Here is a 15,670-nt window from a genome sequence, read left to right as displayed (position 1 = left end):
AGGAGGTCACATGGAAGATCAGATCCTGGAAAACGGGAATGGTTCCGTTCAGGGCGCTACTTGTGTATAAGAGTCAGGCTTAAAGCTTTTCGAGATCCCGTTCTATCTCGCTGATCTTGTTCTGCACCACTTTTTCCAGATGACGCAAGTCGCGCAGTATCTTCTGCTTGATGTCCGGATCGGCGGAAGGCTGGCCGCCCTGGGTCAGATTGTCCAGCTCATCCACCACGTATTTGAGGTTGGCGTTGATCTCGGTGACATCCTTGTACTCATGGGTCCCCGAGTCGACCAGCATGGTCTTGCGCTGGCGAGGGTATTTGAATTTGACGCTCTTGGCGAAGAATTCACCCTTCTGCTTCTTGAAATAGATCTTGAGGATGTCGTGGTTGGCTTCCTGGCGCAGGGTGTAGCTGTCCACCGAGGTGGGTTCCTGGATCCCCAGGCTCTTGAGATTCTCGTACATCGGGCTTCCTTGGTTTGAAACGATCCTGACCCCTCTATCTTACCCGAGTCCGGACGCCTTGCCTGTGACAGGCGCGCCAAATTCAAATTGGTGTCAAAAAGGTCTTTTTTAATCAACGAGCCAAGGGGGAGGGGTGAACGCCTTGCCTGCACTGCCATAAGCGGTATCGTCTCATGGGGGTGTGCAGTGCTGGTGGGGCAGGGGGGAGTTGGCGCCCACCCATGAGAGCGGGCATGAAAAAGGGCACCAGAGGTGCCCTTGATGACATCGGCGTGGATTACTCGTCGATGGAGCGCAGCAGGGCGTTGATGCCGACCTTGGCGCGGGTCTTGGCATCCACCTTCTTGACGATGACGGCGGCGTAGAGGCTGTACTTGCCGCACTTGGAGGGCAGGGAGCCGGAAACGACCACGGAGCCGGCCGGGACGCGGCCGTAGTGGATTTCACCGGTTTCGCGGTCATAGATGCGGGTGGACTGGCCGATGAAGACCCCCATGGAGATGACGGAGCCTTCCTCGACGATCACCCCTTCCACCACTTCGGAACGGGCACCGATGAAGCAGTTGTCTTCGATGATGGTCGGGTTGGCCTGCAGTGGCTCCAGTACGCCGCCGATGCCGACGCCGCCGGAGAGGTGCACATTCTTGCCGATCTGGGCGCAGGAGCCCACGGTGGCCCAGGTGTCGACCATGGTGCCTTCATCGACGAAGGCGCCGATGTTGACGTAGGAGGGCATCAGCACGGTGTTCGGGGCGATGAAGGAGCCTTTGCGCGCGGTCGCGGGCGGCACGACGCGAACACCGGCAGCCTTGAACTGCTCTTCGGTGTAGTTAGAGAACTTCAGGGGAACCTTGTCGTAATACTGGGCATCGTCGCCCTTGATGATGCCGTTGTCGTTGATGCGGAAGGAGAGCAGCACGGCCTTCTTCAGCCACTGGTGGACGACCCACTCGCCGGCAATCTTCTCGGCAACCCGGGCTTTGCCGGAGTCCAGCAGGTCGATGGCTTCCAGAATGGCGGCCTTGGTGGCGGCATCGACGGAGCCGGGGGTGATGGAGTCACGGCGCTCGAAGGCCGCTTCGATGGTCTGTTGCAACTGGGTCATGACAGGTTTCCTTTATAAAATTCTGTTTGTTGTATCACACTTTTCCAATCGTTTTTAAGGGCTCTCGCCGATTTCTTCAGAATCAGGGCGATTTATTGTACTTGAGTGGTCCAACCATTTGTTCTGATTGAGGAATCAATACGTCAAAAAGCCTCTTTCGAGGCTTCATCCGAGCGTGTCAGGCACTCTCGCCAACCGGTTCCTGGGGGTTGAGCTGATTGACCAGCCTCTCCTCGAGGGCTTGCTGCTCCTCCGGGTTCAGCGGCTCTCCGGCCAGGGTGGTGAGGCTGAAGAAGTCCTCCACCCGCTCACCGATGGTGGTGATCTTGGCGGCATGGAGGGAGAGGCCGCACTGCTGGAACACGGCACCGATACGGGCCAATAGGCCCGGAGTGTCCAGGGCCGTCAGTTCCAGCAGGGTGTGGCGGTTTTCCCCCTTGTGGGGCAGGAAGACCACCCTGGTCGGCACGCTGAACTGGCGGTGGCGTCTGGACAGGGGCTTGCTGCGCAGCACCAGCTTGCCCGGCTCCTGAAGGGCTTTCTCCAGCGCCTTCTTGATGGTGGCGGTACGGTTGGGGCTGATGGGCTCGCCGTTCGGTTCCAGCACGATGAAGGTATCGAGCACGTAGTCGTTGCGCGAATTCATGATCTGGGCGTCGTGGATGCTGAGGTTCTTCTGATCCAGCGCCGAGGCCACGGTGGCAAAGAGGTTGGGGGTATCGCGACAATAGATGAACACCTCGCTACCGCCCCGTATGGGGTGCTTGCCGATGAGCACCAGGGGGGCCGGGTTGTCACCGTGGGCGATGATCTTGCGGCAGTGCCAGGCGATCTGCTCCGGGCTGTGGCGCAGGAAGTAATCGGCCTTGAAGTCGTTCCAGAGGGCGGTGACCGCCTCCTGTGGCACCTCGCGCTGGGTCAGGATCTGCCTGGCCTGGCGCTGATTTTCACGGATCTTGAGGCGCATGTCCGGCGGGTTTTCCAACCCCTGGCGCAGGGCCTTCTGGGTGGCGAAGTAGAGTTCGCGCAGCAGGGTGCCCTTCCAGTCGTTCCACAGACTGTCGTTGGTGGCACAGATGTCGGCCACGGTCAGGCAATAGAGCAGGTCGAGGTGCAATTCATCCCGCACCTTCTGGGCGAAGTCAGTGACCACATCCGGGTCGTAGATGTCGCGGCGCTGGGCGGTGACCGACATCAGCAGATGGTGGCGCACCAGCCAGGCGACCAGTCGGCTCTCATAGCGATCCAGCCCGTGCAACTGGCAGAACTCCAGCGCATCCACGGCCCCGAGTTCGGAATGATCGCCGCGCCTGCCCTTGGCGATGTCGTGGAAGAGGGCGGCGATGCTGAGCAGCTCGGGCTTGCGCAACTGGGTGAACACCTCGTGGCAGAGCGGGTGAGTCTGGCGGCTGGCCGGATTCGGGAAGCGATGGATGTTCTGCAGCAGCCGATGGGTGTGCTCGTCCACCGTGTAGGCGTGGAACATGTCGAACTGCATCTGACCGACGATGAGGTTCCACTGGGGCAGGTAGGCCGCGAGGATCCCGTACTTGTGCATCAAAGTAAGGGGCTGGCCGATGCCGTTGGGGTGGCGCAGGAGCGCCATGAAGAGACGGCGGCACTCGGGTAGATCTTGCAGCCAGCAGTTGAGGGTGCGTCTGGCCTCGCGCAACTGGCGCAAGGTGGCGGAGTGGATGCCGGCAATCTCCGGGTGCTGGGCTATCTGGTAGAAGAGTCGCAGGATGGCGGCAGGATCCCGGCCGAACAGCTCGGAGTCCACCGCATCGATGAGGCGGCCGCGCAGCTGGAATTCGTCGCTGATGCGGCGCACGTCCATGGCGGTGTTGCCGAGAATGGCCTCGTCAAAGAGTTGCAGCAGCATCTCGTTGAGCTCGGCCACCCGCCGCACCGTCTGGTAGAAGCGCTTCATCATCTGCTCAACCGGGCCGTTGCCTTCCCCCTCGAACCCCAGCATCTGGGCCACGGTGCGCTGGCGGTCGAACAAGAGACGGTTATCCCCCTTGTTGATGGCCATGTGCAGGGCGAAGCGCACCTTCCACAGGAAGTTCTGACAGTCGAGCAGCTCCCGGTACTCGGCCCGGTTGAGAAAACCGTGGCTGGTCATCTCGAACAGGGTGGTGGCGCCGAAGTGGCGGCGGGCGACCCAGGCCAGGGTCTGGATGTCGCGAAGCCCCCCGGGATTGTTCTTGAGATCCGGCTCCAGCTTGTAGGCGGTGCCGAGAAACTGCTGGTGGCGCAGGGCCTGCTCTTCGCGTTTGGCACGAAAGAAGGCTTCGCTCGGCCAGAAGTGCTGGGGCTGGGTGGCCGCCTGCAACTGCTCGAATCCCGCCAGGCGACCCGTGATGTAACGGGCCTCGATGAGGTTGGTGGCAACCGTGATGTCGTTGCGACCCTGCTCGATGCACTCGGCCACGTTGCGCACCGACTGCCCCACTTCCAGCTTGAGATCCCACAAGAGGGTGATGAACTCGCCGATGCGAAGCCCCAGCACCTCGTCCAGTTCATCTCCTTCGTAGAGGATCAGCAGGTCGATATCGGAGTGGGGATGGAGTTCGCCGCGGCCATAGCCGCCTACCGCGATCAGGGTGAGCTCGGTCCTGTCGAAGCCGAACTTGTGCCAGAGCCTGGTCAGCAGCGCGTCCATGTATTCGGAGCGGGTGGCCACTAGTTCGATGATGTTGTCACCGGCGTCGAAGCGCTCGTGCAGCCAGGCGAGAAAGCGGCTCAGGTACTCCTTGCAGTTGTCACGGGTGAGCTGATCGTCTGGGAGCAGATGGGGAGAAAGCAGGCTGGCATCCATGGCATGTCACACTCTCGGTCGGGCCGGGTAAAGAGCAACCCCGGCGCGCGGCCGGGGTTGAATGTCAAACGTGGCGGATAAAACGCTCGATAGTGTCGTCGGGGCGCAGGGTCAGGACCTCGCAGCCATCCTCGGTCACCAGCAGGGTGTGCTCCCACTGGGCGGAGTCGCCGCCGTCCTTGGTGGTGACGGTCCAGCCATCCTTCGGATTGACCTTGCAATGGTACTTCTTGCTGTTGACCATGGGCTCGATGGTGAAGCACATGCCCGCTTTCAGCTCCAGCTTGCCGCCGTTGCGGTAGTGGAGGATCTGCGGCTCTTCGTGGAACTCGGCACCGATGCCATGGCCGCAGTAGTCGCGTACCACGGAGAAGCCTGCCTGCTCGACGATGGGCTGGATGACGGCGCCGATCTCGGTGATGCACATGCCCGGGCGCACCCGCTTGATGGCGGCATAGAGGCTATCCTGGGCCACCTTGCAGAGCTGACGACGCAGGGGGGTGGTCTGGCCCACGATGAACATGGCGGAGGTATCGCCGTGATAACCATCCTTGATGACGGTGATGTCCAGATTGATGATGTCCCCTTCCCGCAGTTTCTTGTGGTTCGGGATGCCATGGCAGATGACATCGTTCACCGAAGTACAGATGGACTTGGGGAAGCCGTGGTAATTGAGCGGCGCGGGGATGGCCTGCTGCACGTCGACGATGTAGTCGTGGCAGAGGGTATTCAGTTCGTCTGTGGTGACGCCCGCCTTGACGTGGGGGGCGATCATGACCAGCACGTCGGCGGCCAGCTGGCCGGCGACACGCATTTTTTCAATCTCTTCCGGTGTCTTGATTTTAATGGACATGGGATCTCTCTTGGGGCCTGATTGCGCATCCTGCCGATGCCCAACAACCAGGTAATGAAAAATAGATGCGTTTGCAATCAGGGCGAAATTTTATCCCCAACCCCCGTTTACTTCCAGTGTGATCGTCATCGCAACGTCATCAGGCGGTCGCACCATGGTCCGGGATCCATTTTTAGCACCCGGGCTGGTGGTGTCATGACCAAAGTTATGGTATAAAGCGCGCCGGAATGGGGAACTCGTGTCCTCATGCCATCACCCTTACTCAACAACACACACACATCGACACATATGCCGGGGTGCCTTAACGGGTCGGTTATATGGGATGTGTGGAGGCCTAACCCCAATACAGAGGTATAAAATGGCTAAAGTTTCTATGCGCGACATGCTGCAAGCCGGCGTTCACTTCGGTCACCAGACTCGTTACTGGAACCCGAAAATGAAGTCCTACATCTTCGGCGCCCGCAGCAAAGTTCACATCATCAACCTGGAAAAAACCGTTCCGATGTTTGACGATGCAATGAACTTCATCAGCTCCGTAGCTGCCAAGAAAGGCAAGGTACTGTTCGTAGGTACTAAGCGTGCCGCGTCTGAAGCCGTCAAAGAAGCCGCTGAGCGTTGCGACCAGTTCTATGTTAACCACCGCTGGCTGGGCGGCATGCTGACCAACTGGAAAACCGTTCGTCAGTCCATCAAGCGCCTGAAAGATCTGGAAACCCAGAGCGAAGACGGTACCTTCGACAAGCTGACCAAGAAAGAGGCGCTGATGCGTACTCGCGAAATGGAAAAGCTGGAGAAGAGCCTGGGTGGTATCAAGAACATGGGCGGCCTGCCTGACGTTCTGTTCGTTGTCGATGCCGACCACGAGCACATCGCTATCAAAGAAGCCAACAACCTGGGTATCCCGGTAGTTTCCATCGTTGATACCAACTCCAACCCGGACGGCGTTGACTATGTCATCCCGGGTAACGACGACGCTATCCGTGCCGTACAGCTGTACCTGAACGCTGCTGCTGACACCGTTCTGGAAGCCCGCGAGCAGGACATCGTTGTTCAAGCCGAACAAGATGGCTTCGTTGAAGCTGAGTAATTGATAAGGACTGAAAAGCCCTTATTAACCAAGCTGATGTAATTGGTTAGCAGGGGCCCTTGTGGCCCCTGTTTCTTGTCAATTCAAGACCGAGGATACTGGACATGGCAAACATTTCTGCCGCCCTGGTAAAAGAACTGCGCGAGCGCACCGCCGCTGGCATGATGGATTGCAAAAAAGCGCTGGAAGAAGCCAACGGTGATATCGAGCTGGCTATCGAGAACATGCGTAAATCCGGTCAGGCCAAGGCCGCCAAGAAAGCTGGCCGTATCGCCGCTGAAGGTGTGATCTTCGCCCGTACCGAAGGCAACGTTGCCGTCATGATCGAGCTGAACTGCGAGACTGACTTCGTTTCCAAGGATGCCGGTTTCCTGGCCATGGGTCAGAAGATCGTCGAGATCGCTGCTACCCAGAAAATCGCTGACGTTGACGCGCTGAAAGCCGCCGACTTCGGCAACGGCGAGTCCGTCGAGCTGACCATCACCAACCTGATCGCCAAGATCGGTGAGAACATGAACCTGCGTCGCGTGATGCTGGTTGAAGGTGACAACCTGGGCACCTACGTTCACGGCTCCCGCATCGGTGTTATCACCAAGCTGGTTGGCGGTACCGACGAGCTGGCCAAAGATCTGGCCATGCACGTTGCTGCCAACAGCCCGCAATTCGTCAAACCGGAAGACGTGTCTGCCGAAGTCGTTGCCAAAGAGCGCGAAATCCAGATCGACATCGCCATCAACTCCGGCAAGCCGAAAGAGATCGCCGAGAAGATGGTTGAAGGCCGCATGAAGAAGTTCACCGGTGAGGTTTCCCTGACTGGTCAACCGTTCGTGAAAGATCCTTCCATGACCGTTGCCGAGCTGCTGAAGAAAGAAGGTGCTGACGTTGTTTCCTTCACCCGTTTCGAAGTGGGCGAAGGCATCGAGAAGCAAGAGACCGACTTCGCTGCTGAAGTAGCAGCCCAGATCGCGGCCGCTCAGAAGGCCTAATCGAACCGGTTTTTCCGTTTCCCCAGACCGCGACTTATGTCGCGGTCTTTATATGACCAGGAATCAGTGACATGAGTACCAATCCCAAGCCTGCATACAGACGTGTTCTTCTGAAGTTGAGTGGTGAAGCCCTGCAAGGATCCGAGGGTTTCGGCATTGATCCGGCGGTGCTGGAACGGATGGCCCAAGAGATCAAAGAGCTGGTTGAGCTGGGTGTTCAGGTCGGTCTGGTCATCGGTGGCGGCAACCTGTTCCGTGGTGCCGGCCTTGCCAAGGCAGGCATGAATCGCGTGGTGGGTGACCACATGGGCATGCTGGCGACCGTCATGAACGGCCTGGCCATGCGTGATGCCCTGCATCGTGCTTATGTGAATGCCCGCCTGATGTCGGCCATCTCCCTGCAAGGGGTCTGCGACTCCTACAGCTGGGCCGAAGCCATCAGCCAGCTGCGTGCCGGCAAGGTGGTGATCTTCTCTGCCGGTACCGGCAACCCCTTCTTTACCACCGACTCGGCAGCCTGCCTGCGCGGTATCGAGATCGAAGCCGACGTCGTGCTGAAAGCCACCAAGGTCGATGGCGTGTTCACCGATGACCCGGTCAAGAACCCGGATGCCGTGCTCTATCAGGAACTGAGTTATGATGAAGTTCTTGAAAAAGAACTCAAAGTGATGGATCTTGCTGCTTTTACCCTGGCCCGCGACCACGATCTGCCGATCCGGGTGTTCAACATGAACAAACCGGGCGCGCTGCGCCGCGTGATCATGGGTGAGCCGGAAGGTACCCTGATCCACCAGGCCAGCAAGTAAGGCAAGTGTGAGCCCCAGGCTCGCTTGTCCATTACGCCAGTCAACAAGATAGATACGAGCCGCCTGTCGGCTCGTTCGCCAAAAGGAAAACCACTGTGATCAACGAGATTAAAAACGACGCCAAGGACCGCATGGGCAAAAGCGTAGAGTCGCTGAAGACCCAGATGTCCAAGATCCGTACCGGCCGTGCTCACCCGAGCCTGCTTGACGGCATCCAGGTGGAGTATTACGGTGCTGCCACTCCTCTGAAGCAGTTGGCCAACGTGGTGGCAGAAGATGCCCGTACTCTCTCCATCTCCATCTTCGATCGCTCCATGATCCAGGCGGTGGAAAAAGCCATCCTGACCTCCGATCTGGGCCTGAACCCGTCCAGCAACGGCCAGACTCTGCGCGTGCCGCTGCCGCCGCTGACCGAAGAGCGTCGCCGTGATCTGACCAAGATCGTCCGTGCCGAAGCCGAAGGTGCCCGGGTTGCCATTCGCAACATCCGTCGCGATGCCAACGCCGACCTGAAAGCCCTGCTGAAAGAGAAAGAGATCTCCGAAGACGACGACCGTCGCGCCCAGGAAGAGATCCAGAAGCTGACCGATACCTTCATCAAGCTGGTGGATGACGCCCTGGTTGTGAAGGAAAAGGAGCTAATGGAAATCTAAGCCTCCGACAGGTATATTACGAGCGCCGTGTAGTGCCCCTGCACGGCGCTTTTGTCTTTGTGGGAGAAATGAATGTCGCTTTTGGCAGCGCTAGGCGATAGCGCCAGCTCGTCCTTGCCCCGTCACGTCGCCATCATCATGGATGGCAATGGTCGCTGGGCCCAGAACCGCGGCAAGATGCGGGTTTCCGGGCACAAGGCGGGCGTGAAATCCGTGCGTGAGGCCGTGGCCTTTGCCGCCCGTGCCAAGATGGAGGCGCTGACCCTGTTTGCGTTTTCCAGCGAGAACTGGCGCCGTCCGGAAGGGGAAGTAAACGCCCTGATGGAGTTGTTCATGACGGTGCTGGGTCGCGAGGTGAGCAAGTTGCACAGCAACGGCATTCGCCTTCGGGTGATTGGCGACACTGCCCGCTTCAGCGAGCGGCTGCAGGCCAAGATCGCCAAGGCCGAGGCCCTGACCGCCAACAATCAGGGATTGACCCTCAATATCGCCGCCAACTATGGCGGTCAGTGGGACATCGCCCAGGCGGCCCGGACCCTGGCACGGGCCGTGGCGGCGGGTGAACTGGATGCCGAGGCGGTCGATGAGGCGGCATTGGGTCGTCATGTCTGCATGGCTGATCTGCCCCCCGTGGATCTGTTGATCCGCACCGGCGGGGATCATCGCATCAGCAACTTTGTCCTTTGGCAGCTCGCCTATGCCGAACTCTATTTTACCCCGGTCCTGTGGCCCGATTTTGACGAGGCCGAGTTCAGTGGGGCAGTTGCCTCCTTCGTTGCTCGCGAACGTCGCTTCGGGTGTACGGGTGAACAGATCCGGGAATTGATCGCCGCGCAACAGACCGGCTAAACCCCGCTCCCAAGAGAGAGGTTTCTTTTGCTAAAACAACGAATTATTACCGCATTACTGTTAGTACCCCTGGTGTTGGGGGCGCTGTTTTTTCTGCCGTTGAAATTCTTTGCCCTGCTCGCCGCCCTGGTCTTTCTGCTGGCCAGCCGTGAGTGGAGTGCCTTCGTCACTGCCCAGCCGCAACAGTGGTTGCCGCTGGTGTTCTGTCTGCTGCTGGGGGCCAGCCTGTTCTGGGTGCCCGTGGAGCAACTCTGGATCCCCCAACTGCATCCGCTGGTGATGGGCGTGCTCTGGACTGCCGTCAGCTGGTGGCTGCTGGGGCTGCTGCTGGTGCTGCGCTACCCGCAAAGCGCCAGGCTGTGGCGTGAATCCATCTGGCTCAAATCCCTGTTTGGTCTGGTGACCCTGGTTCCCTTCTTCTGGTCCCTTGTGGCCATTCGCGGTTACAACTTCTATCACGACCCCATGATGGGGGCCTGGATCCTGCTGTTCGTGATGGGACTGGTCTGGGCGGCAGATTCTGGCGCGTATTTTTTCGGCAAGGCGTTCGGCAAACACAAGCTGGCGCCGGCCGTGAGCCCGGGTAAAACCATCGAAGGCATGCTGGGTGGGCTGTTTACCGCCAGCCTGCTGGCCATCGGCGTGACCTGGTTCATGGGCTTCGTGCCTGCCAAGATGGGCACCGTGCTGCTCTGTTCCCTGCTGGCGGTGCTGGCCTCCGTGCTCGGCGATCTGGCCGAGAGCATGTTCAAGCGGGAAGCCGGCATCAAGGATTCCGGCACCCTGTTGCCGGGTCATGGGGGCATTCTCGATCGCATCGACAGCCTGACGGCGGCGCTGCCCGTCTTCCTGCTCAGCTACCTGTTGCTCGGTCCGGAGTTTTGATGTTTCGCGCACTGATGATCCCGGGAGCGTCCCGCTCCATCAGTCTGTTACCCAATCAGGAGTCTTGATGCAAAACCTGGTGATCCTGGGAGCGTCAGGCTCCATCGGTCAGAGCACCCTCAAGGTACTGCGCCACAACCCCGGGCGCTGGCAGGTGCTGGCGCTGACCGCTGCCCGCAGCGTGGACGCCATGCTGCGCGACTGTCTCGAATTCTCCCCCCGGTTCGCCGTCATGGTGGACGAAGGCGCCGCCAGTGATCTGGCGGGTCGGCTCAAGGCTCACGGCAGCACCACCCGGGTGTTGTCCGGTCAGGCAGCCCTGTGCGACGTGGCTGCTCACCCCGATGCCCACAGCGTGATGGCGGCCATTGTCGGTGCGGCGGGTCTGGCACCCACCATGGCTGCCGTGCGCGCCGGCAAGCGCATTCTGCTGGCCAACAAGGAGGCGCTGGTGATGTCCGGCGCCTTCTTCATGGAGGCGGTGCGCGAGCACGGCGCCGAGCTGCTACCCATCGACAGCGAACACAACGCCATCTTCCAGTGCCTGCCGGTCGACGTGCAGCGCCAGCCCGGTTTCTGCGATCTGGCCGGGGCGGGGATCAGCAAGATCCTGCTGACCGGCTCCGGTGGGCCTTTCCGCTATGCCGATGTGGGCGAACTGCACCATGTCACTCCGGCGCAAGCCATTGCCCATCCCAACTGGTCCATGGGGGCCAAGATCTCGGTGGACTCCGCCACCATGATGAACAAGGGGCTGGAGTACATCGAAGCGCGCTGGCTGTTCAATGCGGCCCCCGAGCAGATCCAGGTGGTGATCCACCCCCAGTCCGTCATTCACTCCATGGTGCAGTACAAGGATGGCTCCGTACTGGCCCAGCTCGGCAACCCGGACATGTGTACTCCCATTGCCCACGCTCTGGCCTATCCGGAACGGATCGAGTCCGGTGTGGAACCTTTGGATTTCTTCAGTGTCGGAGAGTTCAGCTTTATCCGGCCCGACTATGAGCGCTATCCCTGTCTGGCGCTGGCCATGAGGGCGTGCCAGCAGGGGCAGGGGGCGACCACCTCCCTCAATGCCGCCAACGAGGAGGCCGTCGCGGCTTTTCTTGCAGAGCGGATCGGATTTATGGATATTGCCAGAGTCAACGAATCCGTCATGGCCGAGCTGGGCAGCAGTGCCGCCGGCTCTCTGGCGGATCTCATCGCCCTGGACGGTACGGCCCGAGCCCGTGCCCAGCAACTGATAAAGGAGCTTGCCGTATGAACGGACTGTGGTGGCAGCCAGCCCCTCTCCATGCTCTCGAGCGCAGGACTGGACATGACCGCGAGGTACGCGGCTGATGGGCGGGCTTCTGTGGAATATCGGCGCCTTCATCGTGGCCCTCGGGCTGCTGGTGGCGGTGCATGAATTTGGCCACTTCTGGGTGGCTCGTCGTTGCGGCGTCAAGGTGGAGCGCTTCTCCATCGGCTTTGGCAAGGCCATCTGGCGTCGCCTTGGCAAGGATGGTACCGAATACGTGCTGGCCCTGATCCCCCTTGGCGGTTACGTCAAGATGCTGGATGGCCGGGTCGACGAACTCAAGCCTGGGGAGGAGGCGCAGGCCTTCAACCACAAGAGCGTCTGGGCGCGGATGGCCATCGTCGCGGCAGGCCCCATGGCGAACTTCGTGTTCGCCCTGTTCGCCTTCTGGCTGATGTTCATGATAGGGGTGCCGAGCGTCAAACCCGTGGTGGGCGAGGTGCGTCCCGCCTCCATCGTGGCAGAGGCCGGCATCCTGCCAGGCATGGAGATCGTCGGCGTCGGCGGCGAGGAGACCGGTGACTGGGAGAGCGTCACCTACGCCCTCATCAGCCACCTTGGCGATGACTCGGTCCAGCTCAAGCTCAAGGCGGCCAACACCAGCTATGCAGTGGACAAGACCCTGCAGCTGGCCGGCTGGAAATTCGATCCGGACAAAGAGTCACCCATCGGGAGCCTCGGGATCGTGCCCCTCGGTGGCAAGGTGCTGCCCGTGGTGGAGGCCGTGGTACCGTCGAGCGCCAGCGAGAAGGCCGGCCTTCAGATAGGGGATCGCATCAAGGGGGTCGATGGAGAGGCCATCACCGAATGGGCCCAGTTTGTCGAGCGTGTCCAGCAGTCACCGGCGCAGCCGCTGCAGGTGACGGTGGAGCGCGGGGGCAGCGAGATGACCCTGACCCTGACCCCGGACGGGAAGAAAGTGAAGGGCCAGCTGGTCGGTTTTGTGGGCTTGTCGCCGCAACTGGTTCCATTACCGGATGAGTATCGAACTCTGTTACAGTATGGGCCTTTGCAAGCCCTGTGGCATGGGGTCCAGAAGACCTGGAGCCTGATCACCCTGACCTTCGACATGATAGGCAAGCTGATCGGTGGCATCGTCTCTTTGGACAACCTGAGCGGCCCCATCTCCATCGCCAAGGGGGCCGGCAGCAGCGCCGATTACGGGTTGGTCTATTTCCTCGGATTCCTGGCGCTCATCAGCGTCAACCTGGGGATCATCAACCTGTTCCCCCTGCCGGTGCTCGATGGTGGCCATCTGGTCTATTTCCTCATCGAGGCGATCACCGGCAAGCCGGTATCGGAAAAAATTCAGGAAGTTGGGTTCAGGATAGGCGCCGCCATTCTGATGTTACTGATGGGCATTGCGCTGTTTAATGATTTCGCTCGCCTCTGAGGCCAGAGCATCAACAAGGACACATAAGAACAAAATGGCTGTTAAAAAAGCATTGGTGTTGAGTTGCCTGCTGGGGGCCAGCTTCCTGGCTCAGGCTGCCCCGGCCTCTTTTGTGGTGCAAGACATTCAGGTCGAGGGCCTGCAGCGGGTGACCCTGGGTGCCGCCCTGTTGAATCTGCCGGTGCGGGTCGGTGATTCCGTCGACTCCGTGTCCCTGGCGAACGCCATCAAGAAGCTCTATGCCTCCGGCAACTTCGAGGACGTCAAGGTCTATCGCGACGGTCAGGTGCTGCAAGTGGTGGTCAAGGAGCGCCCGACCATCTCCAGCATCGAGTTCTCCGGCAACAAGGACATCAAGGAAGAGCAACTGACCCAGAGCCTGGAATCCTCCGGGATCCGCGTGGGTGATCCGCTGGATCGCACCGTGCTGAGCTCCCTCGAGAAAGGGCTGGAAGATTTCTACTACGGCGTGGGCAAGTACTCCGCCAAGGTCAAGGCCATCGTCACCCCGCTGCCGCGCAACCGGGTCGACCTCAAGTTCACCTTCGTGGAAGGGGAAGCGGCCAAGATCCAGCAGATCAACATCGTCGGCAACAACGTCTTCCCGGAAGAGAAGCTGCTGGCCCAGCTCTCCCTCAAGGACGACGTGCCCTGGTGGAACTTCACCGGTGATCAGCGCTACCAGAAGCAGAAGCTGGCCGGTGACATCGAAGTGCTGCGTTCCTACTACATGGACCGCGGCTACATCCGCTTCACCCAGGAGTCCACCCAGGTCTCCATGACCCCGGACAAGAAGGGGGTCTATGTCACCCTCAACGTCAAGGAAGGGGAGCAGTACAAGGTTTCCGGCATCCAGCTCAAGGGCGACCTCATCGACCGCGGCGGCGAGATGAAGGGCCTCATCCCCATCGAGGCGGGCAGCGTCTACTCCGCCAGCCAGGTGACCCATACCGAAGAGGTGCTCTCCAAGTTCCTCGGCCGTTACGGCTACGCCTATCCGAAAGTGGTCACCTTCCCCCAGATCAATGACCAGACCAAGGAAGTGGAGCTCATCGTCAACGTGGAGCCGGGTCCCCGGGTCTATGTGCGCAACATCAACTTCAGCGGCAACGTCACCACCAAGGACGAAGTGCTGCGTCGCGAGATGCGCCAGATGGAGGGCACCTGGCTCTCCTCCGACAACGTCGAGCAGTCCAAGACCCGTCTCAACCGCCTCGGCTTCTTCGAGACCGCGGAAGTGGACACCAAGCGGGTGCCGGGCAGCGATGACCAGGTCGATCTGGACTTCAAGGTCAAGGAGCAGCCGGCGGGGTCCATCAACGCCGGTATCGGCTACGGCACCGAGTCGGGTCTGAGCCTGCAGGCGGGTCTGCAGCAGGACAACTTCATGGGGACCGGCAAGAAGATCGGCATCAACGCCAGCACCAACGACTACTCCAAGAGCGTCGACCTGAGCTATAACGACCCCTACTTCACCGTGGACGGGGTGAGCCTGGGCGGCCGTCTCTACTACAACAAGTTCAGTGCGGCCGACGCCAACATCGTGGACTACGAGAACACCACCGTCGGTTTCCGTCTCTCCAGCGGCTTCCCGGTCAACGAGAACAACCGTCTCGACTTCAGCCTGGGCTACGAGAACAACAAGCTCTCCCAGCCCAACCCCTATGTACAGGTGGACGAGTTCTGGAAGGTCTACAACGGCAATCTGGATGGCGACAACCGCATGGTGTTCAACACCGTGGACGTCACCGCCGGCTGGACCCGCTCCACCCTCAACAAGGGTCAGTTCCCGACCTCCGGTGACCGCCAGCGGGTGAACGCCAAGGTGACGGTGCCCGGCATGGATCTGCAGTACTTCAAGCTCAACGCCGAAGATGCCCACTACTTCCCGTTTGATGCCGATCACAAATGGGTCATGCTGGCCAAGGCCCGTGCCTCCTACGGCGATGGCTACGGCACCAATGGCGATTACGAGCACGTCCTGCCGTTCTTCGAGAACTACTACGCCGGTGGTTTCGATACCCTGCGCGGTTTCAAGAGCAACACAGTCGGTCCGAAGGCGCTCTACTACTACAACCTGAGTGGTAACGACGTCATCCAGGGCACTGACAGCTCGGTCGGGGGCAACGCCCTGGCGGTGGCCTCGCTGGAAATGATCGTGCCGACGCCCTTTGCCTCCGAGACCTATCAGCCCCAGTTGCGGACCAGCTTCTTCATCGACGCCGGTTCCGTGTGGGATACCCACTTCGACTACAGCCAGTATCAGAACCGTTGCTTCAGTGGTTGCAACTATCTGATGGACTACTCCGACCCGAGCAACATCCGGATGTCGACCGGCCTGTCGCTGCAGTGGCTCTCTCCCATGGGCCCGCTGGTGTTCGTGCTGGCAAGACCAATCAAGAAATACGAAGGGGACGACACCGAAGTCTTCTCCTTCAACATCGGCCGTACCTTCTAAGGGGAGCGGAC

At 60.1% G+C, this 15,670-nt stretch carries 13 protein-coding genes; 9 read left to right on the top strand and 4 right to left on the bottom strand.

Features of this window, described 5'->3' with window-relative positions:
* Positions 1-79 precede the first annotated feature (79 nt).
* The 4 genes from PG892_RS14665 to map form a co-directional block, all read right to left on the bottom strand.
* Complete coding sequence (locus PG892_RS14665) at positions 80-463, bottom strand: DUF3461 family protein (RefSeq protein WP_039039426.1); 384 nt, start codon at positions 461-463, stop codon at positions 80-82.
* 277 nt (positions 464-740) lie between these two features.
* Complete coding sequence (gene dapD / locus PG892_RS14660; protein ID WP_010673400.1) at positions 741-1,568, bottom strand: 2,3,4,5-tetrahydropyridine-2,6-dicarboxylate N-succinyltransferase; 828 nt, start codon at positions 1,566-1,568, stop codon at positions 741-743.
* Positions 1,569-1,746: 178 nt separating this feature from the next.
* Positions 1,747-4,389, bottom strand: a complete 2,643-nt coding sequence (glnD, locus tag PG892_RS14655) for a bifunctional uridylyltransferase/uridylyl-removing protein GlnD (protein WP_042015535.1) — start codon at positions 4,387-4,389, stop codon at positions 1,747-1,749.
* Between the two features lie 64 nt (positions 4,390-4,453).
* Positions 4,454-5,242 carry a type I methionyl aminopeptidase gene (map, locus tag PG892_RS14650; protein WP_010673402.1) on the bottom strand — a complete coding sequence of 263 codons (789 nt, stop codon included), beginning with the start codon at positions 5,240-5,242 and terminating at the stop codon, positions 4,454-4,456.
* A 358-nt stretch (positions 5,243-5,600) separates the two neighbouring features.
* On the opposite strand from map, the gene rpsB reads away from it, so the two are divergent.
* The 9 genes from rpsB to bamA all read left to right on the top strand — a co-directional run bounded on the left by rpsB (position 5,601) and on the right by bamA (position 15,659).
* A complete protein-coding gene (rpsB, locus tag PG892_RS14645) occupies positions 5,601-6,329 on the top strand; it encodes a 30S ribosomal protein S2 (RefSeq protein ID WP_010673403.1) in 729 nt (242 codons plus the stop codon).
* A gap of 104 nt (positions 6,330-6,433) precedes the next feature.
* Positions 6,434-7,315, top strand: a complete 882-nt coding sequence (gene tsf / locus PG892_RS14640; RefSeq protein WP_010673404.1) for a translation elongation factor Ts — start codon at positions 6,434-6,436, stop codon at positions 7,313-7,315.
* A gap of 71 nt (positions 7,316-7,386) precedes the next feature.
* Positions 7,387-8,121, top strand: a complete 735-nt coding sequence (gene pyrH, locus PG892_RS14635; RefSeq protein ID WP_010673405.1) for a UMP kinase — start codon at positions 7,387-7,389, stop codon at positions 8,119-8,121.
* Positions 8,122-8,216: 95 nt separating this feature from the next.
* Positions 8,217-8,774, top strand: coding sequence for a ribosome recycling factor (gene frr / locus PG892_RS14630; RefSeq protein WP_010673406.1), 558 nt, complete (start codon positions 8,217-8,219; stop codon positions 8,772-8,774).
* 72 nt (positions 8,775-8,846) lie between these two features.
* Positions 8,847-9,623, top strand: a complete 777-nt coding sequence (gene uppS, locus PG892_RS14625; protein ID WP_039039427.1) for a polyprenyl diphosphate synthase — start codon at positions 8,847-8,849, stop codon at positions 9,621-9,623.
* 27 nt (positions 9,624-9,650) lie between these two features.
* Positions 9,651-10,508 (top strand): phosphatidate cytidylyltransferase, encoded by an 858-nt coding sequence (locus PG892_RS14620; RefSeq protein WP_039039428.1) that lies wholly within the window; start codon positions 9,651-9,653, stop codon positions 10,506-10,508.
* Between the two features lie 67 nt (positions 10,509-10,575).
* Positions 10,576-11,772: a 1-deoxy-D-xylulose-5-phosphate reductoisomerase gene (gene ispC, locus PG892_RS14615; RefSeq protein WP_042864260.1), complete on the top strand. Its 1,197-nt coding sequence runs from the start codon at positions 10,576-10,578 to the stop codon at positions 11,770-11,772.
* A 76-nt stretch (positions 11,773-11,848) separates the two neighbouring features.
* Complete coding sequence (rseP, locus tag PG892_RS14610; RefSeq protein ID WP_039039430.1) at positions 11,849-13,201, top strand: sigma E protease regulator RseP; 1,353 nt, start codon at positions 11,849-11,851, stop codon at positions 13,199-13,201.
* A gap of 34 nt (positions 13,202-13,235) precedes the next feature.
* Positions 13,236-15,659, top strand: a complete 2,424-nt coding sequence (bamA, locus tag PG892_RS14605; RefSeq protein WP_029313941.1) for an outer membrane protein assembly factor BamA — start codon at positions 13,236-13,238, stop codon at positions 15,657-15,659.
* The last annotated feature ends 11 nt before the right edge of the window (positions 15,660-15,670 follow it).

Source organism: Aeromonas sp. QDB68 (assembly GCF_027707405.1).
Classification (GTDB): Bacteria; Pseudomonadota; Gammaproteobacteria; order Enterobacterales; family Aeromonadaceae; genus Aeromonas; species Aeromonas caviae.
Note: the sequence above shows the minus strand (reverse complement) of the source record. Positions and strands in the feature narration are given on the sequence as shown.